The sequence below is a fragment of the Methanosarcina mangrovi genome (assembly GCF_052057765.1).
Taxonomy (GTDB): Archaea; Halobacteriota; Methanosarcinia; order Methanosarcinales; family Methanosarcinaceae; genus Methanosarcina.
The window spans coordinates 3,564,169-3,584,762 of sequence record NZ_CP195120.1 but is presented as its reverse complement, the minus strand read 5'-3'; the positions used below and the strand labels follow the sequence as shown (position 1 = coordinate 3,584,762).

General features: G+C 43.6%; 20 protein-coding genes. 9 read left to right on the top strand and 11 right to left on the bottom strand.

What is annotated here, in order from left to right; genetic code table 11:
- Window positions 1-373 precede the first annotated feature (373 nt).
- From ACSAZL_RS15895 to katG, 3 genes are all read right to left on the bottom strand, one after another.
- Window positions 374-532, bottom strand: a complete 159-nt coding sequence (locus tag ACSAZL_RS15895) for a DinB/UmuC family translesion DNA polymerase (RefSeq protein WP_440948874.1) — start codon at window positions 530-532, stop codon at window positions 374-376.
- 892 nt (window positions 533-1,424) lie between these two features.
- On the bottom strand, window positions 1,425-1,739 hold the full coding sequence (locus ACSAZL_RS15890) for a catalase-related domain-containing protein (protein WP_440945584.1): 315 nt from the start codon (window positions 1,737-1,739) through the stop codon (window positions 1,425-1,427).
- Complete coding sequence (gene katG, locus ACSAZL_RS15885; protein WP_440945583.1) at window positions 1,717-3,912, bottom strand: catalase/peroxidase HPI; 2,196 nt, start codon at window positions 3,910-3,912, stop codon at window positions 1,717-1,719. The genes ACSAZL_RS15890 and katG overlap by 23 nt, the downstream gene beginning before the upstream one ends.
- Window positions 3,913-4,365: 453 nt before the next feature.
- On the opposite strand from katG, the gene ACSAZL_RS15880 reads away from it, so the two are divergent.
- The 3 genes from ACSAZL_RS15880 (at window position 4,366) to ACSAZL_RS15870 (ending at window position 6,588) form a co-directional block, all read left to right on the top strand.
- Window positions 4,366-4,803: a Fur family transcriptional regulator gene (locus ACSAZL_RS15880; RefSeq protein ID WP_440945582.1), complete on the top strand. Its 438-nt coding sequence runs from the start codon at window positions 4,366-4,368 to the stop codon at window positions 4,801-4,803.
- 469 nt (window positions 4,804-5,272) lie between these two features.
- On the top strand, window positions 5,273-5,740 hold the full coding sequence (locus tag ACSAZL_RS15875) for a class I SAM-dependent methyltransferase (RefSeq protein ID WP_440945581.1): 468 nt from the start codon (window positions 5,273-5,275) through the stop codon (window positions 5,738-5,740).
- Window positions 5,741-5,868: 128 nt separating this feature from the next.
- A complete protein-coding gene (locus ACSAZL_RS15870; protein ID WP_440945580.1) occupies window positions 5,869-6,588 on the top strand; it encodes a CDGSH iron-sulfur domain-containing protein in 720 nt (239 codons plus the stop codon).
- Window positions 6,589-6,842: 254 nt separating this feature from the next.
- Here ACSAZL_RS15870 and ACSAZL_RS15865 read toward each other — a convergent pair whose 3' ends face one another.
- Genes ACSAZL_RS15865 through ACSAZL_RS15855 form a run of 3 tightly spaced genes read right to left on the bottom strand, consistent with a single transcriptional unit; the run spans window position 6,843 to window position 9,087 of the window.
- Window positions 6,843-7,181 (bottom strand): hypothetical protein, encoded by a 339-nt coding sequence (locus ACSAZL_RS15865; protein WP_440945579.1) that lies wholly within the window; start codon window positions 7,179-7,181, stop codon window positions 6,843-6,845.
- A gap of 10 nt (window positions 7,182-7,191) precedes the next feature.
- The gene (locus tag ACSAZL_RS15860) at window positions 7,192-7,635 is read right to left on the bottom strand and encodes a MarR family winged helix-turn-helix transcriptional regulator (RefSeq protein WP_440945578.1); all 444 of its coding nucleotides are present in this window, start codon (window positions 7,633-7,635) and stop codon (window positions 7,192-7,194) included.
- Between the two features lie 57 nt (window positions 7,636-7,692).
- Entirely contained in the window at window positions 7,693-9,087 is a 1,395-nt protein-coding gene (locus tag ACSAZL_RS15855) for a DHA2 family efflux MFS transporter permease subunit (RefSeq protein ID WP_440945577.1), read from the bottom strand.
- 982 nt (window positions 9,088-10,069) lie between these two features.
- Here ACSAZL_RS15855 and ACSAZL_RS15850 point away from each other — a divergent pair.
- Window positions 10,070-11,263 (top strand): MFS transporter, encoded by a 1,194-nt coding sequence (locus ACSAZL_RS15850; RefSeq protein ID WP_440945576.1) that lies wholly within the window; start codon window positions 10,070-10,072, stop codon window positions 11,261-11,263.
- A gap of 30 nt (window positions 11,264-11,293) precedes the next feature.
- Here the strand turns inward: ACSAZL_RS15850 and ACSAZL_RS15845 are convergent, their stop codons facing one another.
- Entirely contained in the window at window positions 11,294-11,842 is a 549-nt protein-coding gene (locus tag ACSAZL_RS15845; protein ID WP_440945575.1) for a YkgJ family cysteine cluster protein, read from the bottom strand.
- A 271-nt stretch (window positions 11,843-12,113) separates the two neighbouring features.
- On the opposite strand from ACSAZL_RS15845, the gene ACSAZL_RS15840 reads away from it, so the two are divergent.
- The 4 genes from ACSAZL_RS15840 to ACSAZL_RS15825 all read left to right on the top strand — a co-directional run bounded on the left by ACSAZL_RS15840 (window position 12,114) and on the right by ACSAZL_RS15825 (window position 15,463).
- Window positions 12,114-12,611, top strand: a complete 498-nt coding sequence (locus ACSAZL_RS15840) for a DUF6444 domain-containing protein (RefSeq protein ID WP_440945574.1) — start codon at window positions 12,114-12,116, stop codon at window positions 12,609-12,611.
- On the top strand, window positions 12,593-13,453 hold the full coding sequence (locus tag ACSAZL_RS15835; protein WP_440945573.1) for an alpha/beta fold hydrolase: 861 nt from the start codon (window positions 12,593-12,595) through the stop codon (window positions 13,451-13,453). Before ACSAZL_RS15840 ends, ACSAZL_RS15835 begins: the two co-directional genes overlap by 19 nt.
- Window positions 13,454-13,892: 439 nt before the next feature.
- Window positions 13,893-14,645, top strand: coding sequence for an AAA family ATPase (locus ACSAZL_RS15830; protein ID WP_440945572.1), 753 nt, complete (start codon window positions 13,893-13,895; stop codon window positions 14,643-14,645).
- Window positions 14,646-14,752: 107 nt separating this feature from the next.
- Window positions 14,753-15,463, top strand: a complete 711-nt coding sequence (locus ACSAZL_RS15825; protein WP_440945571.1) for a 4Fe-4S double cluster binding domain-containing protein — start codon at window positions 14,753-14,755, stop codon at window positions 15,461-15,463.
- A gap of 167 nt (window positions 15,464-15,630) precedes the next feature.
- On the opposite strand, the gene ACSAZL_RS15820 is transcribed toward ACSAZL_RS15825, so the two are convergent.
- The 3 genes from ACSAZL_RS15820 to ACSAZL_RS15810 all read right to left on the bottom strand — a co-directional run bounded on the left by ACSAZL_RS15820 (window position 15,631) and on the right by ACSAZL_RS15810 (window position 18,751).
- Complete coding sequence (locus tag ACSAZL_RS15820) at window positions 15,631-16,350, bottom strand: polysaccharide deacetylase family protein (RefSeq protein ID WP_440945570.1); 720 nt, start codon at window positions 16,348-16,350, stop codon at window positions 15,631-15,633.
- Between the two features lie 692 nt (window positions 16,351-17,042).
- A complete protein-coding gene (locus ACSAZL_RS15815; protein ID WP_440945569.1) occupies window positions 17,043-17,756 on the bottom strand; it encodes an isochorismatase family protein in 714 nt (237 codons plus the stop codon).
- Between the two features lie 173 nt (window positions 17,757-17,929).
- Window positions 17,930-18,751: an alpha/beta fold hydrolase gene (locus ACSAZL_RS15810; RefSeq protein WP_440945568.1), complete on the bottom strand. Its 822-nt coding sequence runs from the start codon at window positions 18,749-18,751 to the stop codon at window positions 17,930-17,932.
- A gap of 797 nt (window positions 18,752-19,548) precedes the next feature.
- Here ACSAZL_RS15810 and ACSAZL_RS15805 point away from each other — a divergent pair.
- On the top strand, window positions 19,549-20,106 hold the full coding sequence (locus tag ACSAZL_RS15805; protein ID WP_440948873.1) for an IS6 family transposase: 558 nt from the start codon (window positions 19,549-19,551) through the stop codon (window positions 20,104-20,106).
- Window positions 20,107-20,228: 122 nt separating this feature from the next.
- On the opposite strand, the gene ACSAZL_RS15800 is transcribed toward ACSAZL_RS15805, so the two are convergent.
- Window positions 20,229-20,435 carry a hypothetical protein gene (locus tag ACSAZL_RS15800; protein ID WP_440945567.1) on the bottom strand — a complete coding sequence of 69 codons (207 nt, stop codon included), beginning with the start codon at window positions 20,433-20,435 and terminating at the stop codon, window positions 20,229-20,231.
- Between the last annotated feature and the right edge of the window lie 159 nt (window positions 20,436-20,594).

Genomic DNA, 20,594 nt, shown 5'->3' with positions numbered 1-20,594 from the left:
GGCTCTTTTTATAATATATTTAAAATAATGTCCATGGATAGTTAGAATATCACCCGTTTGTAAGGCGGGATCATTTACTCTTTCCTATCCCTCGCCATCAGGCGGAATGCTAGTTTTTTCTAATACTAGCAAAAACACTAAAGTTTGCCACGGCGCCAGCTAATTTTCAAAGCTAATTAGCAAAAGCTTAATGCTATATTATATTTACAACTTATTATAATTATCGTAGTCGTAAATACGAAAATCAGTATAGAACTATAATCAGTATAGAACTATAATCAGTATAGAACTATGGTACGAACGCACAACGACAAGGCGCTGAGCAGGGATATATCCCTGACAGCAGGTTTTAACCTTTCTAATGAAAACGCATTTATGCAAAATCCGTAATCAGTGTCTGCCTCTGATCCCTTTCCCTGAGTCCTGGAACTCCAACACCCACAAGCCTTATCTTTTGACTTCCGATAAACTCAGAAAGGAGCTGCATGGCTGTCCTCTTAATTGCGAAAATATCCGAAGTCCAGACCGGGATAGTCTTTGAGCGCGTATACGTAGAGAAACCATCATAACTAACTCTTATTTTACAACTTTAGGGAGAGATTTTATATATCCGTGTATGACAGACTAAATAAATGTTTTTGCAATAAAAGTTTAATTTCAAAACCCTCTCTAAGCTGGTTTACGATAACAGTTTATTATTAATATACTAAGAGTTACGAATAAATACGGAAAGATAGATTCCAATATAGATACAGTACTTGCATTCATAATAATAAAAATAGTATGGGTAAACCAGAAAGTATTACACCACGATTCGGCATAGACATTGTAAAACCATGAACTGTTATACATATTATACAGATTATAAAAAAATAACGGGATAAATAAAGCAAAAAACAATTTTAAGTAACTCGATTTACTCATACGGTGTCTTTCTTTTCTTGTCATCCTACAGTATAAATATAAAATAAATAATACAAATAATGCTACAATAACAATGTAAACAACCGGTATCCCATATAATGTTACAGTATGACTCGTTGCTACAGCATGACTCGTAACTTCTATTTCTCCTGTACCAGAACCAATGATTGCACTTTCATTGTTCACGCTTCTTTATATGTTTTAAAAAGTTAAAAGATTTTTTGTTTCACCCGGCACCCTTAGACTTGATAAACCTTATTTTATCTCCAGTGGAGAAGTGAGATTTAGAAATCCGTAATCATTGTCTATCTCTGATTCCTCTACCTTAGAATCCAGAAGCCAAAGTGAATGCAATCAATCCCACTTTCCGCAGATATATACAAAAATGCCATCAAAGTTCTCAATGCGGCGGAATTAAAATGATCATCTTGCTTTTATAGAGTAATATTAGACAAATCGGCAATAAATTCTACACTTGTGTACATCTGCGAAATGTCGGATCAATGGGCTATTCCGCGATAAAAAATCGAGAATTCGAGGGTAGCCTTCTTTATTTCAATATATCCTCGAACTCCTTCTGGCTCCACAGATGCTGCCAAAGTCTCATCAGCCTGCCGCAAGTTTTCGATTGCAAGTCTCTGAATAGCTAAAATGGTGACATTGCCCAGGTTCACTACAAGGCTGCCAATCATATGTTCCTGTCTTGTCTTGTCAAGCGACCAATACCTTTCTCCAGCCTGAGCAAAGTCATTTGTTTTGAAAATCTTCAAGCCCTTGAAGACATTTACTCGATCAGGCGAGGTCGAAGCGATCAAGGTTCATCACTTTGGTCCAGGCCGCCACGAAGTCCTGGACAAACTTCTCCTGCGCATCCGCGCTTCCGTAGACCTCGGCAAGAGCCCGGAGCTGGGAGTTAGAACCGAAGATGAGATCGACACGCGTGCCGGTCCACTTGACTTCACCAGTCTTGCGATCGCACCCTTCAAATATATCCTTGAAGTCCGAAATCGCCTTCCATTCCATACACATGTCGAGCAGGTTCACGAAGAAGTCGTTGGTTAGCGCTTCCGGCTTCTGGGTGAAAACGCCGTTCCGGGTCTGTCCGAAGTTGGTATTCAGCACTCGCATGCCGCCAACGAGCACCGTCATTTCGGGCGCGGTCAGAGTCAGCAATTGCGCCTTGTCAACCAGCAACTCCTCGGCCGGTACGGTGTATTGGGCCTTGAGATAGTTGCGGAAGCCATCCGCGGGCGGTTCGAGTAAAGCGAAGGAGGCCACATCAGTCTGCTCCTGCGAGGCATCCATGCGCCCCGGCAAGAAGGGAACAGTCACATCGTAACCAGCATTCTTCGCAGCCTGCTCGACGCCTGCACAACCAGCCAGAACTATCAGGTCAGCAAGCGAGACCTTCTTGCCGTCAGAGGCCGCGCTGTTGAACTCGCTCTGGATACCTTCGAGAGTGTTCAGCACCTTCGCCAGTTCAGCCGGCTGGTTTACTTCCCAATCCTTCTGTGGTGCGAGACGAATTCGTGCGCCGTTAGCACCGCCACGCTTGTCGGAACCACGGAAGGTGGACGCCGATGCCCAGGCGGTCGAAACCAGTTGCGAGATTGACAGCCCGGAGGCGAGGATCCTGTCCTTGAGGGAGGCGATGTCCTTCTCATCGATCAACTTGTGATTGACCGCGGGGATGGGGTCTTGCCAGATGAGCTCTTCGGCAGGAACCTCCGGACCGAGATAGCGGGCACGCGGACCCATGTCGCGGTGCGTCAGCTTGAACCATGCGCGTGCGAATGCATCCGCTAATTGATCCGGGTTCTCGTAGAAGTGCCTTGAAATCTTTTCGTAGACGGGGTCGAACCTCAAGGAAAGGTCAGTGGTCAGCATGGTTGGCGCGTGACGCTTGGACGGGTCGTGGGCGTCCGGAATCGCGCCTGCGCCTGCGCCATCCTTCGGTTGCCACTGATATGCGCCGGCAGGGCTCTTCGTCAACTCCCACTCGTAGCCGAACAGGATCCTGAAGAAGTTGTTACTCCACTTCGTTGGCGTGTTGGTCCACGTGACCTCCAGGCCGCTGGTGATCGTGTCATTGCCTTTACCGGTGCCGAAGCTGCACTTCCAACCGAGGCCTTGCTCCTCGATACCGGCCGCTTCCGGCTCAGGCCCGACATGGGGCGCAGGACCGGCACCGTGGGTTTTGCCGAAGGCGTGACCGCCAGCGATGAGCGCAACGGTCTCTTCGTCATTCATGGCCATGCGAGCGAAAACCTCGCGGATATCCCTGGCCGCTGCGATCGGATCCGGGTTGCCGTTCGGGCCTTCCGGGTTGACGTAGATCAGCCCCATCTGCACGGCAGCGAGCGGATTTTCGAGGTCCCGGTCGCCGGAGTAGCGTTTATCACCCAGCCACGTGTCCTCAGAGCCCCAATAGACATCCTGGTCCGGCTCCCAGACGTCCTCGCGACCGCCTCCGAAACCGAACGTTTTGAATCCCATTGTTTCCATGGCGACGTTGCCCGTAAGAATCATAAGGTCGGCCCATGAAATCTTCCGGCCATACTTCTGCTTGATCGGCCAGAGCAGGCGACGCGCTTTGTCCAGGTTGACGTTGTCCGGCCAACTGTTGAGCGGCGCGAAGCGTTGCTGGCCTCTACCGCCGCCGCCGCGGCCGTCACCGGCGCGATAAGTGCCGGCGCTGTGCCATGCCATGCGAATGAACAAAGGGCCGTAGTGGCCGAAGTCAGCCGGCCACCAGTCCTGCGAGTCAGTCATCAGTGACGCGAGATCTTTCTTCACAGCCGCCAGGTCGAGGCTTTTGAACTCTTTCGCGTAGTTGAAGTCCTCGCCCATAGGGTTGGACTTGGAAGAATGCTGGTGCAGGATCTCGATCTTCAAATGGTTCGGCCACCAGTCGCGGTTCGACGTGCCTCTGCCGGTTTCTAGTTTGCTTGTTCTGTCCATTACAGAGTTTTTTCTGTCGTCAGTCATAACGTTATCCACCATTGATTAAAAATTCAAGACCAAATCTCCAGTAGCAATCTCTTCAATCTTGTCTCCTCTTGGAAGAATTGAGTGCCGATTACTAGAGGGCTTAATTTCGGTTCGCGTTACAAGAGTTTGAAATTCTCACATGCTGTTTTTCCATGTCCAATTTGTCATCTTTTAAGGTATGAACGACATAAGCTTCTTTATAGGCTTCATTATAATACAGCTCACGTCAAGTCTATCGGCTATTATTTCAAACAGTCATCCTCTTGTCGAGTTTGCCTTTCCAATCCTGGAAGTTCGTTATTTTAGGTCTTACGACTCCGATTCTGGCTATATTCCCCCTTTAATCATTACTAAAAGTTTACTATCCTTGAAAGCCTGATTCCAGTTCAGTAATCAACTTCTATAACCATGGATATCTATTTAAGATTGATTATTACATAATAATGAGCTATGACTAGCCTTAAGGACTCAGACTCATACATAATCAAAGCCCTCCGCGGAAAAGGATACAAGGCTACGCCCCAGAGAATAGCGATCGGTCAATTTGTTCTCCACAATCATGCCCACCCAACGGCTCAGAGAATTTATAGCGAAGTCAAGAAAGTCTATCCAACAGTCAGTCTTGCAACAGTTTATAAAACTGTTCAAATCTTGAAAGAGGCAGGTTTGATTCAGGAATTGAATTTAGAGAAGGATCATACCAGATTTGATCCCAATATGAAGCCACACGCTCATCTAGTTTGCTTCCAGTGCAAGAGCATCAGTGACTGCACAGACCCGATGATTTCTGAAATTGTGGATCGGATGTCAAATGAAGCAGATTTTTCTGCTGGAGAATGGAATTTTGACATATTTGGTATTTGTAGTAGCTGTAAAGGAAAGCAGTAAAACAGTAAGGATAAGGAGCGGAATGATGCCGGCAAAGAATTGTGCGAAAAAATCTTCGTTCTTAGCTCTCACTTTTCCAGCTTCTTCAAAACACCCCAAAAACCACAAATATTTAAAACCATTTTTTAAATAAATGATTACAAATAGCTATCATTTCCCTTCCGAATGCACAAACTTCAGGTTAATTTGGAAAAATGAACGAGTGAGTTATAAGACACTCACAACTCCCCGACCTTTTCCTCCTTTTGGATCTGCATCTACTACAACAGGAAGCCCTTTAAGTTCGGGCTATTCTCTGACCTCTACTGGTGCAAAGAAACTATCCATGTCTACGTGGAGATAATATGTTTTTCGCAGTGGTTCGATGAGGATTGAGTGCAGGCATTACCTGTAACTACTAAAGAACAGAAACTTATTCTGTGATTTGTAGATTAGTGCTTTTAAATTTGCAAAAAGAGGTACTCAGTTAATGTCCATAGTCTCAAAGTATAACCGAATTGCACCTATCTATGAGCTGATAAATTTGCCTCTTGAAATTTTCTTTTTCCGGAAATGGAGAAAAGAAGCACATTCAAACCTGAAAGGGAAGGTACTTGAAGTCGGAGTGGGGACTGGAAGATATTTGAAGTTCTATTCGTCTCACTACCCGGTAACAGGAATCGATTGCAGCGAAAAGATGCTTGAGAAAGCCAGTAAAAAAGTTAGAAGAATGACGAATGTCACCCTTTTTCTTATGGATGCCAAACGCCTGGGATTTCCGGATAACAACTTTGATTATGCTGTAGATTATGCTGTAACAACTTTTACCCTTTGTTCAATTCCCAACCCTTTGAAAGCTCTTATGGAAATGAGATGTTTCTTGAAACTGTCCGGTGAGCTGATAGCTATCGAATATGTCCGCAGCAGTAACCATCTTATTGCCTGGTTGAGGATTTGATCAATCCTATTACATGTTCTCTTATTGAAGACAGTAAGAATCGGAAAGACATAGAAATCACCAAAGAGGCGAATAGTCAGACTAAACATCCAGTACTGCATTATAAGAGGTAATGGGGGATTATGATTATGGCAGTCAATGAGAAAGAAATGAGGATTAAGATAATCAAAGAGGGACCGTATCGCGTTACAGGTGGAGTGCCGCTTTTAGAACAGGTAATTGTTACCGATGATGCCGGCCACACCAGAGAATTAATTGATATAAAGGAGTACCCCCGGCGGGAATCCTATACTTTATGCCGCTGCGGCTCATCCGAAAACAAGCCCTTCTGTGATGGGACCCACAGCAAGATCGGTTTTGACGGTAGCGAAACAGCCAGTAGAAAGCCTTACCTGGAAATAGCGGAAACGTTTGAAGGTCCTGATCTAAAACTCACCGATGCCTACGAGCTCTGCGATCATTCCCGTTTCTGCCAGCGGTCCGGCGGAATAAGGGATCTCATTCAAAAATCAGACGACCCGGAAGCCCGACAAACTGCCATAGAAGAAGCCATGATCTGCCCTTCGGGACGGCTGGTCCTGTGGGACAGGAAGACAGGCAAACCCTTTGAAAAAGAATTTGAACCATCTATTGTACTGGTTCACGACGAACAAAAAGGTTGTGAAGGTCCCCTCTGGGTTCGAGGCGGTGTCCCCATTGAATCTGCAGATGGCAGCATGTACGAAATCCGGAACAGAGTAACCCTCTGCCGCTGCGGGAAGTCAGAGAACAAGCCCTACTGTGACGGCAGCCACTGGATGAACAGCCAGCAGAAGCTCGAGTTCAGGAAGAAGTGGGGCCTGGAATGAGCGAGTTCGTTGATTAATAGAGATTCTGAACTTGCGGAAATAGTAATCTCGCATAACAGTCAGGCAATCCAAAAGCCAAAATGAAAGCAATCAATGGGCAATTCCGCGATAAAAAATAGAGAATTCGAGGGTAACCTTCTTTATTTCAATATATCCTCGACCTCCTTCTGGCTCTACAGATGCTGCCAAAGTCTCATCAGCCTGCAGCAAGTTTCCGATTGCACGTCTCTGAATAGCTAAAATGGTGACGTGGCTCAGGTCCTCTGACAGACCTCCAGGGAGATCACGACCCTGCTCTGCTCTATGCTCCGGCGAGAGGTCGAGAGAGGACGGATCTCAGAGTCCGATAGCTGCAAATGGCCAAAGAGATACTGGCGGAGGAGATGATTCGGATGAGCTGGAGTAGAAGAGCTAGAGGGGAGAGGCGGATATATTGCTGGTGGAGAGCTGGGAAAAGCTGTGGCCTGCGACATTCTGGTGGGCATCAGAGTCGAATCCAAGATATTGACGCTGGAATTAAGGGGAAATCCATAAAAGAGGAAGGACATGACGACGACAGAAGAATGTTTTTCATTGCGTTTTCCCAATTTCATTATGATAGGGCTAACCATCAAAATTATTGACAACCATTTTTAAAAGTTCTAAAAACAATTCTTTCTGTTCCTTGGTCATTCCTTGTACAATTTTATTCTCTGTCTCACTAAAAACTGAATTAAACGTAGCAATCAACTCTCTTCCTTTTGGGGTAAGAGACAGCTCTTTGACTCTATCATCAGATGCGCTCCTTATTCTCTCAATAAATCCCTTTTTTTCAAGTCCACGCAATAAGTTTGAAACTGAAGCGCCAGTAATATCCATATACGATTCAATATCTTTTTGATAAACAGTAATTCCTTCGTCTTGCTTTTCGCCGATAAAACCAACAACTCTTGCCTGTTGATTAGTTATATCATACTGCACTAGTTCACTATCTACCTGCATCATAATTTTATGAATTGAATTTCTTAAATAAAAATGATAAGGATATTTATGCTCATTTGTTGTCAATCTTAACCTCCATCATGAATAACCTATTGGTCATGTTTCGTTAATAAGTGTTTTTCGTTAATGTTGTGCTTCACCTCTTTTTTGGGGGAGAAAACGTACAATTGCGAAACATACTGCTATCGCCACAATAATTAAGATCAAACTTAGCAGCATCGAATAAACAAATCCTTCCGACCTGGTTGATAAGAAAAACACAGAAGTTATAGCTGCAATTCCTATGCTTCCCGATAATTGCTGGGCAGCACTCAAAGAACCACTGGCGCTACCTGCTTCATCTGGAGAAATATCACCAATGGCGAAATCAAATAATGTTCCAATACAAAAGCCCATACCAAATCCAATTATAAAGATGGACGGAAAAAGGCTCCACAGAGTAATCGTAACTGCTTGATTAATGAAAACGTAGAAGAGAAACAACCCCGCAGCAGTTGTAAGAAGTCCAATCGAAATGACTTCTCTTCCTAGCTTATTGATAAGCCTAGGCGCTATTATTGATGATATGATCACTCCGATCGCTAAAGGACTCATCCCAAGAGAAGCTTCAAATGGAGATGCCCCCAAGCCTAATTGTAGGAAAATAGAAATTATATAGTTAAGACCGCTTACAACAGCAAAATAAACTAAACCAAGGGTAAGCCCAGCTGTGAAACCTTGATTTTTAAATAAGGAAGGTTTTATCAGGGGATGTGTTGCCGTCGTTTGTCGCCAAGAAAAAAGACAAAGGAATAATGTGCCCATTCCAATCGAAAATAGGGAAATTGTACTCCAACCATTATTCGAACCCTCAATCAATCCATACAGTAAAAAGAACATCGTACCTCCTAAAAATCCTGAACCGAGAAAATCTAAATTAATTGAACGATCTCCATTATTCTTGGGAAGAACTCGGTATGCAATGATAAAACCTGAAAATCCGAGAAAGACATTAATCAGAAAGATTGAACGCCAGCTTGTATGTAAAATATCTGCATTAATTAAGAAACCAGCAAAAATTGGACCAAGTACCATAGATATACTTATAATAGGTCCAAAAAAGGCGAAAGCTTTAGTAAGCATGTCCCGCGGAAAATTTTCAGCCATTATTGCCATACCTTGAGGGATCATCATCGCTCCAAATGCTCCCTGAGCAAGTCTGGAAATAATAATCATCGTTGGATTTATAGAAAGACCACAACTCAAGGAAGAAACTGTGAAACCTGCTATACCTATTAAGAAAAGTTTTCGTTGTCCATACTTGTCACCCAACCGTCCTCCGATAATTAAAAATACGCCCATTGCAAGCGCGTAGGCTGCTCCTAGCCATTGCATTAGCATTTGGCCACCATTTAGTGATTGTGAGATTGAAGGGGCTGCGATATTAGTCACCGTTAAATCTAACATATCCATAACATCAGCAACCAATACCACAGCAAGAATTATCCAAAGTATTTTGTTTCCATTGGTTTTATCCATTATCATACACCTAATAATTAGATATCTATTTATTTGATATCTAATTATTAGGTATTTAATTTTTCCGGTAGCTACTATAACTGTACATTAGCAGTAGCATAACAAGATCATTTTTATAATGATCTCAGTATCGGCGCAAGGGGCAACACCCTCAAGATCCTTGAACACAACTGATTCGATTAAGATCCAATAGAGGACCTCAAAGGCTACGTGGTCAATCTCTCAAATCCGCCAAATATGCGCAGATCCTGAAAAACTTTGTAGCCTTCAAGGAGACAGCAAACGAGAGGATATTTCTGATGAAGCTTGGTTTAGGCAGGTAAGTTAAATTTTCTCATATGTTTCTATTGGTGGCGTTTTTGTGGGAAACGCATTATTTTTCATATTAAACATTCTTGCAAAAATGGTTCGTTGTTTATATAGGCTGTGAGAATTGAATCATAAGTTAACTAACTTTAAACATAATATTAATTTTAGAATGTTAAGAACGTTATCGATAAAAACATCTAATTTATAATGTCGACCTGCCGAATCTAAGTTTCTGTTTCGAACTTAGAATTATCAATTAACCCACCGATTAAGAAAACATCTATATAATTATTCCAAAGTGGTGGATAAAGTTGGTTTTGGGATCGGCTCATCCTAAAAACTCTAAGCCAAGATCTGAACATTCCAGTTCAGCGGCGGCGATACGCCATCCGCTGAAATTGGTTGTTAGCTGACCGTTTTTTTCTCTGCCCTGTATAAAGTCCTTGAAGAAGTTTATGATACGATCATGCGAGGTCGAAGCGATCAAGGTTCATCACTTTGGTTCAGGCCGCCACGAAGTTCTGGACAAACTTCTTCTACGTATCTTTCTCTATCCACAGGACATCATGTCCATAGTTTTGGATTATATTATGCAACCTGTGATTGAGGGAAATAAAAAAATAAATAAGATACTTAATTGTTGTAAATCGCACTACATATCGGAAGAAACACCATGATTCGAAAAAAGGACACATTTCAGACCGGAAGTGTCCCTGAGCCAGGCAAAGGGCTTGTCTTCGCTATGGCCTGTGCATGCGGAATCGCGGTGGCCAACATCTACTATAACCAGCCAATGCTGGGAGTTATTGCACGCTCTTTTCCCGGCGAACTGGCTCCCAGCCTTATTCCTACTGCTACTCAATTCGGTTATGCAATCGGTTTGCTGTTTCTGGTACCCCTTGGAGATCTGATGGAACGTCGCCGGCTAATTGTGTCGCAGTTTCTTGTTCTGGCTTTATCGCTGCTTTTTGCAGCCATCGCGCCTACCGGTTGGGCCCTGCTGTGCGCCTCACTTTTCATTGGATTCAGCGCCTCCGTTACGCAGCAAATAATACCGGCTGCTGCATCGCTGGTCTCTGATAATCGCCGGGGTTCAGTCGTCGGCAGCGTTATGAGCGGATTGCTGAGCGGCATGCTTTTGAGCCGGATTCTGGCAGGTTCCATCGCTACTAATTACGGCTGGAGAGCCATGTTCTGGCTTGCAATCCCCCTGGTTATAGCCGGTGCGACAGCAATGGCACTGGTATTGCCGTTCAGCCGACCAGCGACTTCGATGAAGTACGGATCGCTGCTTGGTTCACTTCTGCAACTCTGGCGCGGGGAGCCCGGATTACGTCGAGCTACCTTTATACAGGGATTGATCTTCGCCGTGTTCAGCGCCTTCTGGACAATCCTCGCGCTGCATCTCGAACAGCCTCCTTTCCACCTGGGCGCCGATGTCGCAGGGCTTTTTGGTATTATCGGCGTGGTTGGAGTGCTTGCTGCTCCCGTAGCCGGACGTCTGGCCGACCGTCGGGGCCCGGGCCAGGTTGTTTCTACAGGTGCGTTTGCCACTCTGCTAGCCTGGCTGATTCTGGTAGGCTGGAATTCCATTGCCGGCCTGGTATTCGGGGTCATGCTTCTGGATTTCGGGATGCAGACCGCCATAGTCGCCAATCAGAAGGTAATTTACAGGCTTAAGCCACAAGCTCGCAACCGGGTGAACAGTTTGTTCATGGTAGGGATGTTTATCGGCGGCAGCGTGGGGTCCGGAGGTGCAATGCTGGCCTGGAAGGTAGCAGGCTGGCAGGGGGTTGCCATTTCTGCCATTGCCGTAGCGCTTACAGCTTCCCTGGCTCCCCTTTTGCTCCGGCATAACCCCTCATGAACAGGCAAGAAAAAAGGAAACGGATAATGACTACTTCCTTTCAAGAAATTCTATGAACGAGTCTAAATTCTGCTCTTTCATTTCAATACAAAAATCATTATTTTTATCTATGTTTTTATACTGTTCGTACAAGTCATTTAATCGACTGTACATTGTTGAGTTTACCGACTTATACCACTGTGCATAATCCTGAATTATGTTAACAGACATCGGACACAATAACAACGTTAAACCGAGTCCTGTTTCTTCATCCTGATAAATTACAAAAGGAAAATTTCTACATGCTTGCGGCCTGTTATCGTATATTCTGCACTTTGAGTTAATTAATAACGGACACTGTCCGACGATTGATTTATAACATCCTTTCAACTCTGATTTTACCGCATTCGATTTTAAAATCTTCGCACTTTCTTTATCTGCATTCTTTAAGATTTTCTCATATTCTTTTCTATGAAAATCAATAATATGAGTTTTGCAGCAACTCGCATTACACGATTCAGGACAGCTATAATGTTTAAGTATGCTTTGAGTTTGTGAGGTTAACCAGTCGTATTTTTCAGAACGTTGTCTTTTATCCATAGCATTCACCCAGTTGAAAGAAAAAAAGAGATGTTAAGTATATAATAGCTGTCAATTACCCTATTCTATGAGAACTTAAGATACTGATAATAACAGAATACGATATGAATCCTTTTCCACCGAGTTTAAGTTGTGGGTAAGCTATATTTACACAAAAAGAAAAGTTTTTCGTAATTATTCAGCTACCTTTATTCCTAACTTATTTTTCTGCTACACTCAATGCTGATAATTTTCATCTGGATTATTATATAACCATCTGCTCGTGTTTTACATGGAACGTGAAGAAATTTTGTCTTTATGCCTCTTGAATTCCGTGGCTCTTGTTACCTATATCGAGAATCTTGAGACTGAATTGAATGATATTAAAGAAGAAGTGCGAAATTTAATAGTTTTTTTGAATCAGAACAGTCAAAATAGTAATACGTCTCCTTCTACTGATACTCTTGTCAAGAAGAAAACTCAAAACGATGATAAAAAGAGTGATAGACTTCCCGGTGGTCAGAAGGGACATTCTGGCTTCATTCATTCTCTTCTGGCGATGACGGGCGAGGAGAAAGCATGGAGGTGTCGCAAAGAAGTTATGACAGAAATAGGAAACTATAACGAATCGTTTCACCGGATCGGCAATAAAAGCGCCTGGTTCCCTGTGAACTTCCCGTTAGACTGTGCGAATATACCTTCCAAAGAAATGACATTTCTTTATGCACCGAACGGCAATCTCATCGTGCCTGTTCTAAAAGGAGGAACCGAATGCGAGCATCGACCATAGCATCCTCTGCCTATTTCACAACAAGTGATGGTGTAAGGCTTCACTACCTCGATAAAGGCAATGGGCCGCCGCTTGTGCTATTGCCGGCGTGGACGCAGCCTGCATCGGGGTTTGCAGCACAACTCGAGGTTCTATCCACCAAATATCGTTGCCTGGCGCTCGACTTTCGCGGATACGGGGGGTCGGAGCGACCGGCTCACGGCTATCGCGTTTCGCGGTTTGCCAGAGACTGTTTTGACTTTTTCAATCATCTCGGACTGCACGATGTGGTGTTGCTCGGTCATTCGGCTGGCTGCACCGTAATTTGGAGCTTCATCGACCTGTTTGGACAGGACCGCATTCGTGCACTGGTGCTCTGCGACGAGATGATCGCGGGAATAAAGCGACCTGAGTGGTCCGAGGCAGAGTGCCGGATGTACGGGGCGTCGAGCGGCGGAGACGAGGCTCTGGCCCTAGCTGCAACCATCGCCGGACGGGACGGCGAGCAGATGCTACGTAATTTCCTGGTCAGCATGTTCACTCCGGAGTTCCCGAAGGCCGACATTGCCAGGGTCGTTGAGGGCAGCCTGGAAATGCCACGTGGCGCCGCGGCAGAACTCCTGCTCAGCGTGATGCAGGCGGACTTCAGGGATGTGCTACCCCTGATCAAGAGGCCCACGCTCTGCATCGGCGGGAAAGAGAGCCACCTTGGGCCCGAGGTGATGCCCTGGATCGCCTCGCAAATCCCCGGGGCGAAGGTGGTCATGTTCGACACGCCCCACTTCGTTTACCTGGAGAAGCCGGTCGAGTTCAACGCAACGGTGTGCGCTTTCCTAAAAGAGGTCGATGCTGCCTCTCGCTGAGTCTTGACGTGCAAACGGCGTCGGATTAAGCTAAGCTGTTATATAATTCCTCTGAAAACTTCCCTCCACGCTCGATATCTACTAACTTCGTGAGCATGCGGGCGCAGAGGGAAGTTTTTAGGGTCTGTATAGTCTGCAGGATAAATTTTCAGTAAGTTCTGGATCCAGTCCGAAGATCAACTTCCGCAATACTCAGTACCCTGAAAGTCTCTTATGAAGAGCAAAATTGGTGAAGTACTGAAATTGGCTATTTCAGCTATTCGGAACTATATCCTATCGGAACTACTGATAATATGAGTTATCTAAAGCCCGGCCATTTTCTTAGGGTCAAGGGGCATCAGGAACACATTTCCACTATCTGAAACCAAACGCATGCGACACCGTGCCGCTAATTACTTAAGAATGGTTTCGTAGACTTATTTATCGTGGAGATGAATTGATGAAATCCAGTAAATTAGAACAATACATAAGATGTATAGAGTTAGATAGAGAAAAAGTACCCTCGTTTTCTGAATATCCGTTTAATTTACCTGCGGTAAGAGATCTACAGTCACTATCATTTCATCCTAAAGTCACATTCATTATTGGAGAAAATGGTTCCGGGAAATCCACAATTTTAGAATCGATAGCTGTTGCATACGGGTTTAATGCCGAAGGCGGAACAAAGAATTTTAATTTTATCTCCAGAGCAACACATTCTAATTTAAGTAATTATATAAAAGTTGTTAAAGGTACCAAAAAGCCTCGTACTGGTTTTTTCTTAAGGGCAGAAAGTTTTTATAACTTTGCTTCAAGTGTTGATGACCTGGATAAAGAGGCATCTTTCGGACCTCCCATAATTAATTCTTATGGTGGCCGTTCATTACACGAACAATCTCATGGAGAATCGTTCTTTGCAGTATTTTTAAATAAATTTACTGGTGAGGGTATCTATATATTAGACGAGCCTGAAGCAGCGTTATCACCATCGCGGCAAATGTCTATGCTTACCAGAATGCATGACTTAGTAAAAGAAGGATCCCAGTTTATTATTGCAACGCATTCACCGATAATAATGGCATATCCCCAGGCCGTGATCTACCAAATTAAAGAAGGATTTGAACAAATAGGTTATAAAGAAACGGAACATTATCAAGTTACGCAGTCTTTTCTAAATAATACACGGAAGATGCTTAGCATTTTACTGGAATGATCGAGGATGAAGTTTAAGGCTCAGCCATCACCCTGAAGACGGGGGACGTCGGGAACGCAGCGCTGTTAGGCGAAATCTTCACAATTATAAAATTGAGAGTGATATTTATGACTCTTCAGGAAGAATTAAAAAAAATTGCCTTAGCTAACGGAGTTTATTATTTCGGTGTATCGGACTTATCAAACGAAAGAGAGTTTATTGTCGAACAGGGTGGAGATGAATTAGCTTCATATCCGTATGCAATTTCACTTGGCATAAAGCTAATTCATCCGATTGTAAACAAACTACCATTCAGAAATGAAAGATCGGTAGCATTGAATTACCAGCACCATGCTTATGATGTAATAAACCAGAGACTTGACCTGGTTGCTTCAATTCTAAGCAGCTACATCCAGGAACATGGGCATAGAGTATTACCTATCCCTGCATCTGAAAGAATTGATGATGAAAGAATATGCGCTCAGTTTTCTCATAAGTTAGGGGCTCATTTAGCCGGACTGGGCTGGATCGGAAAGAGTTGTCTCTTAATTACACCGGAAAATGGACCACGGGTTAGATGGACAACAGTACTGACAGATGCACCTCTCACCCCAACGGGAAACAAATTGGATGAAAGGTGTGGCACGTGCAACGAATGTGTAAAGATTTGTCCGGTTCAAGCTTTTACCGGGAGAAATTTTGATGAAACTGAAAACAGAGAGTTAAGATATGATGCAAAAAAATGTCAGGAATATTTTAATGAAATGAAAAATAATGGGCAAATGCCTGTGTGTGGGTTATGTTTATATGTTTGTCCATATGGTAGGAAAAAGAGATGATTGAAACTATTAAGAGTACTATGAAGGATGAAAATAATTAAAGAAGGCCTGCAGCTGTCAGGCCTGAGCCGATCTTTCATATATCGGGCGGTCACTGGCAAAAACTCTTATCCACCGTAAACTTCACAGAACTATTTGTTTAAAATGAGATAAGAAAAATCTCTTTTTCAATTCCGGATTACGTAATTTCCAGTCACCAATAACTCATCTGCCGTTACAAAATTAAACCCCTTTTGCTGTAATTCCGGAATCGCTCTGTCTAAAGCCGATACAATCCCGAAATTTGCGTCATGGGTTCCGCTATGTCCATCGTGACATAAAATAATAGATCCGTTTTCAGTGTTTCTCATTATGTTATTGTAAATATCTGCTGGTCCGTATGTGTATTTGAGAGATCCGTCAAGAATAATACCATGTTCGGTAGAACTATCTGCTGAGCGACAACTCCATAAAACGATTTTTAGGTCAAGCGCTTTTGCTATCTTGTTTACTCTATCGTCAACGCTTCCATATGGAGGACGAAAGTACACAGGGTTTTTTCCGATCAAATCCGTGATTATATTTTTGGTTCTGGATATTTCATTGTTAAGAATTTCTTCATTAGTAATTCCGGGAAGAGCTAAATGATTATAAGAATGAACGGCTATGAGATGGCTTTCTTCATTTGCACGTTTGACAATTTCACTGCCCGTTATGTATTTGTCCTTCTGATATTGAGCAGCAATGTTTTTCTCAATACAGCAGCCAAGGCAAAAAAATGTAGCTTTAACTCCATATTTTCGAAGCACATCAAGAATATTCGGGGTTACTCTGCCAGAACCATCATCAAAGGTCAGAGCAATATTAGGGATGTTAGGATCACCTTTTACAATTATCTCGCTTGACATCAGAAACACCTGTGTAAGTTTTTATCTGGTTTTTCTCATTTTTTGCCAGTGACCGCCCTATATCTGCTCATTTCTTTAGCATGCGGGCGTGGGGGGTTTTTAAGATGAGTTGATTAACAAGAAATTTGGAAACTAAGACCCATCGGAAAATGATTATTACATTAGTAAAACAGAGTATTAACATCAAGTGTTTAAGCTTATTTTAAGAAAAATAAGGGGAAAAATTGACTAATCAATTTCCATATGTCTTATTGCAGGCTCTTAATCTCATATCCTGATTATATATGAGTTCAAAGTACTGCTAAGCCCTCCGCTTCAAAGCAGCATCGACAGAAAGCTAAAGAAAAGCCGAAGAAGACCGGATTACCCGGGTTGGGAAATCGGTCTAGCACTGCTTTAAAGTCCTCAGCATTGCGACTTTCGGCGCGTTATGAGAGATTCTACTCGTTCCAGGGTTCGACTGGGTCGAATAGAATCTGCTTGAACGGTTGCACGGTTTCCCTGCGGTTCCAGTCGCGTTTGAGCTCACAGATGTTTGCACCCAGCTCGTTGGCTTCGCACCGGCCTGGACAATGCGCCACAGCGCCGCTCGGTACGCTTCCGCGAAGGTCCCACCGACCGTATCAACAACAGGACAGACTTTGTAGCCGTCGCGCATTGCGTCGCGCGCGGGAAGTGAGTATGTCTTGTTATTACTTCTCCTGTTTAAGGACCTCTTGTGCTTTCTGGTAGCTCTCCACGGCTGCACGGTAATTCGGCGACACCATGGTGTACAATTCCGCGATTTCTGCGGCGTCGGGGCGGTTCCAGGTTCGGTGTACTTCACAAATAACCGCATTGGCGCTCGTCGGGATCACGCCAGCTTGTGTAAAACGGGCAAGCGTCGTTCTCGATACCATCTCGCTTGGGTCGCCTGAAGCATCCATTACGGCGTAGACCTTGAATCCCGCCGCTTTGGCATCCAGCGCCGGGAACATGACGCAGACGCTGGTCCACACACCGGCAATGACCAGGATTTTCTTGCTGGTTTCCCGCACTGTTTTGACGAAAAGTGCGTTGTCCCAGGCGTTGACTTCTCCCTTACGAGGGACGTAGACAGCGTGAGGGGCATATTGGTGGATCTCCGGCATTAGCGGGCCATTAGGCCCATCCGGAACCGAAGCCGTCGTGATGACTGGAATGTTATGCAACCTCGCCAGTTTTGCCAGAGCGGTGGTATTGGCCCGCAACTCGGCCACACTAATGTCTTTCACGGTTTGGAGCAGACCTGTTTGGTGGTCGAGCAACAACAGGACCGTATCCGTGGGGTCTAGCAAAGCTTTGCCTCCGCCGGGATCATGTTCGATTCCATCATGAATTGAGTTTTTTCCGTCCGGTTCGAAGATATTTTTTTTCTGGTTGACCATAATAACCTCCTTTTTATGAGTGTGAACTATGGTAAATGAACCATGGCCGACGGTTCTACTCCTCGATGTTCTTGCGGAGGAAGTCCCGCATTAGGTCGGCTATCTTGTCGCCGTCCTCTTCAAGCGCGAAGTGTCCTGTGTCGAGATAGCGGGGTCCGTGCCACCTCGGTCGCCTACTCCTTAATGAACGCGAGCAAGTCTTCGTTGACCCGATCCTTAAGTGTTGTGCACATGCCATGTGGTGCGCCCTTGTAGACCTTCAGCGTGGCGTCCTTGACAAGCCTGGATGAGAGCATGGCTGAGGCGCCGATCGGCACAATCTGATCGTCATCTCCATGCAGGATCAGAGTTGGAACATCGAATTTTTTGAGATCCTCCGTCAGGTCCGTTTCGGAAAAAGCTTTGATGCAAAAGTATGCTGCCGGAAATCCAGCCATCATTCCCTGGAGCCAGAATGAATCACGCACGCCTTCCGAAATTTTGGCGCCCGGTCTGTTATAGCCGTAGAACGGCAGGCTGAGATCCTTCCAGTACTGCGAACGATCGGCTTTGACGCTTGCACGAATCTGGTCGAACACTTCGATCGGAGCGCCTGCCGGATTGGCTGGTGTCTTGAGCATCAGCGGCGGCACCGCTCCGATCAGCACAGCTTTGGCCACACGATCCGTGCCGTGGCGTCCAATATAGCGGGTGACTTCACCGCCTCCCGTTGAGTGGCCAACAAGGATTGCGTCCTTCAGGTCGAGTGTTTCAATAAGCTCCGCAAGGTCGTCTGCATATGTATCCATGTCGTTACCGTTCCACGTTTGGCTCGAGCGCCCGTGGCCACGGCGATCGTGGGCAATACATCGATATCCTCGGGAAGCCAGAAAGAACATCTGGTCTTCAAAAGCATCCGCACTCAGCGGCCAGCCATGGCTGAAGACCACCGGCTGTCCACTGCCCCAGTCCTTATAATAGATTCTCGTCCCGTCCTTAGTTGTAATCGCGGTCATGAAACGTTATCTGTCATCAAATCATATAATATCTCAAGAATAACTTCTTCTTAATATTAATAGTCTTTAAAAAAACTGGGCAAATCTTTCACTAAAAAGCGAGTTTTCTTATAAATTTAATTCACAGTTTTAGTTTTTCGAACTAATTTAGGGCTTTAGATCCGCTTTTGATTTCAGGATTTCAAAGTAAGCAAGGGCTGGTTCCGTTGCAAAAAGAATTATGAAAGGGATTTACTGAAATAAGTATAAATTAGGAGTATATGTTATGCCAGTAAATTCCTTTAAATGGAAGCATCGGTGGTCCTTTATTAATCAGTTGATATTATTCCTATATCTGAAACTAAGATCTTTTGTTTTTTGATTCTACTTTTTGCAGGGCTGAACTTTTCTCTTCTGCAACGCAAAAAATGAACAAGCGAATTTTATATCTTGATCCGGGGGATCTCTTTAAAACTCACTAAAACTCACAGTTAAATATAAACGCCTCCGCCAGCTTGTCTGGCAGCCCTTCACAAAAGGAAAAAAGCAGAATAAATGAATGAGAAATGATACTGAAATTGGTACCGTTTTAGCTCTTTTTCTTCTTTTAAACTCACAAACGCCTACAGCAGCTTTTACTTGATAATCTGTTGTTTTCATCCTTCTATATCTTTTTTGTCTTTTTGGGAAAGACCGCTCTCCTGCGTCGAGCGGGACAAGAACGACACAATATAGCAAATGACATTGTACGGGGCAGAATTCAGGTATTTGAGTCAGACTTATTTTTTCAAAAATATCAACCATGTAAAAAGGGACGACTGAAGCATTATGAAGGGGAGATTCTTTTATTAAACGTGAGATTGTACTTAAAATATGCATTAAGTTATCGTAATTTAAAGGAAATGATGGCAGAAAGGGGAGTAAAAGGTGAATGGAAATACCTTTATAGAGCAGTTGACTCTGATGGAAGCACAATCGATTTCATGCTAAGTACAAAACGAAATAGAAAAGCTGCAAAGAGATTCCTTAAAAAAGCTTTGGGCTCAAAGCATAATCAAATACTAGGAGCAATAACGGTTGATAAGAATCCAGTTTATTCCATTGCCGTACACGAACTGAAAAATTACAGAATATTACCTAAAAACGTAAGAATTCGGCAAATTAAGTATTTGAATAATACTGTTGAACAGGATCATAGATTTATAAAACGAATAGTGCGTCCAATTTTAGGCTTCCAGTCTTTTCATACAGCTATCAAGACTTTAAAAGAAATTGAAATCATGAATATGATCAAAAAAGGACAATTAAATGATCTACATTACTCTGTTTTTAATGAAGTCAAATACATTAATCAATTGTTTGGTTTAGTTTTATAATGTTAGTACATTTTCCCTGAATATTTTGATTTTATTCATTACTTACAGATTTACATGTTTTTTTGAATTTTTTGCAACGGAACCTCAAACTGGGGAATAAAATTTTTGCTCCGCAACCGAAATTATTTCTCTCCTCCCAATTCTATAACTCTCTGTTTTAACCTACTAAAAAATTCGTCTTTGTTTATCGTTGAAATATTATCAACACCCCAGTTTATATCTTCTGAAATTATATTATACTTAGAACATTGAGCCATAAATTCTATAAGTTTCTCTGCGGTGTCAAATTCAAGAATTAAAGTTGGAAACTTTTGCTTTTTCCCGAACATTCGATCACAACCAGTATTTGATAAACAGAAGTACCGACCTGTAATAAATCATTTTTTTTAATGATTAAAATATCTTTGCGATTTATCTTTGAATTTTAACAAAGATAAGCTTTGTAAGAAACTATAATCAACAGTTTCGATCAAAGCTAGTCTTAACAG

What these genes read in the sequence shown, in the direction of transcription:
- ACSAZL_RS15840 (WP_440945574.1), top strand. Translation starts at nt 12,114, where the DNA reads ATGGAACGTGAAGAAATTTTGTCTTTATGCCTCTTGAATTCCGTGGCT.
- katG (WP_440945583.1), bottom strand. Translation starts at nt 3,912, where the DNA reads ATGACTGACGACAGAAAAAACTCTGTAATGGACAGAACAAGCAAACTA.
- ACSAZL_RS15835 (WP_440945573.1), top strand. Translation starts at nt 12,593, where the DNA reads ATGCGAGCATCGACCATAGCATCCTCTGCCTATTTCACAACAAGTGAT.
- ACSAZL_RS15820 (WP_440945570.1), bottom strand. Translation starts at nt 16,350, where the DNA reads ATGTCAAGCGAGATAATTGTAAAAGGTGATCCTAACATCCCTAATATT.
- ACSAZL_RS15800 (WP_440945567.1), bottom strand. Translation starts at nt 20,435, where the DNA reads ATGTTCGGGAAAAAGCAAAAGTTTCCAACTTTAATTCTTGAATTTGAC.
- ACSAZL_RS15845 (WP_440945575.1), bottom strand. Translation starts at nt 11,842, where the DNA reads ATGGATAAAAGACAACGTTCTGAAAAATACGACTGGTTAACCTCACAA.
- ACSAZL_RS15810 (WP_440945568.1), bottom strand. Translation starts at nt 18,751, where the DNA reads ATGACCGCGATTACAACTAAGGACGGGACGAGAATCTATTATAAGGAC.
- ACSAZL_RS15825 (WP_440945571.1), top strand. Translation starts at nt 14,753, where the DNA reads ATGACTCTTCAGGAAGAATTAAAAAAAATTGCCTTAGCTAACGGAGTT.
- ACSAZL_RS15830 (WP_440945572.1), top strand. Translation starts at nt 13,893, where the DNA reads ATGAAATCCAGTAAATTAGAACAATACATAAGATGTATAGAGTTAGAT.
- ACSAZL_RS15850 (WP_440945576.1), top strand. Translation starts at nt 10,070, where the DNA reads ATGATTCGAAAAAAGGACACATTTCAGACCGGAAGTGTCCCTGAGCCA.
- ACSAZL_RS15875 (WP_440945581.1), top strand. Translation starts at nt 5,273, where the DNA reads ATGTCCATAGTCTCAAAGTATAACCGAATTGCACCTATCTATGAGCTG.
- ACSAZL_RS15855 (WP_440945577.1), bottom strand. Translation starts at nt 9,087, where the DNA reads ATGGATAAAACCAATGGAAACAAAATACTTTGGATAATTCTTGCTGTG.
- ACSAZL_RS15815 (WP_440945569.1), bottom strand. Translation starts at nt 17,756, where the DNA reads ATGGTCAACCAGAAAAAAAATATCTTCGAACCGGACGGAAAAAACTCA.
- ACSAZL_RS15880 (WP_440945582.1), top strand. Translation starts at nt 4,366, where the DNA reads ATGACTAGCCTTAAGGACTCAGACTCATACATAATCAAAGCCCTCCGC.
- ACSAZL_RS15870 (WP_440945580.1), top strand. Translation starts at nt 5,869, where the DNA reads ATGGCAGTCAATGAGAAAGAAATGAGGATTAAGATAATCAAAGAGGGA.
- ACSAZL_RS15865 (WP_440945579.1), bottom strand. Translation starts at nt 7,181, where the DNA reads ATGAAATTGGGAAAACGCAATGAAAAACATTCTTCTGTCGTCGTCATG.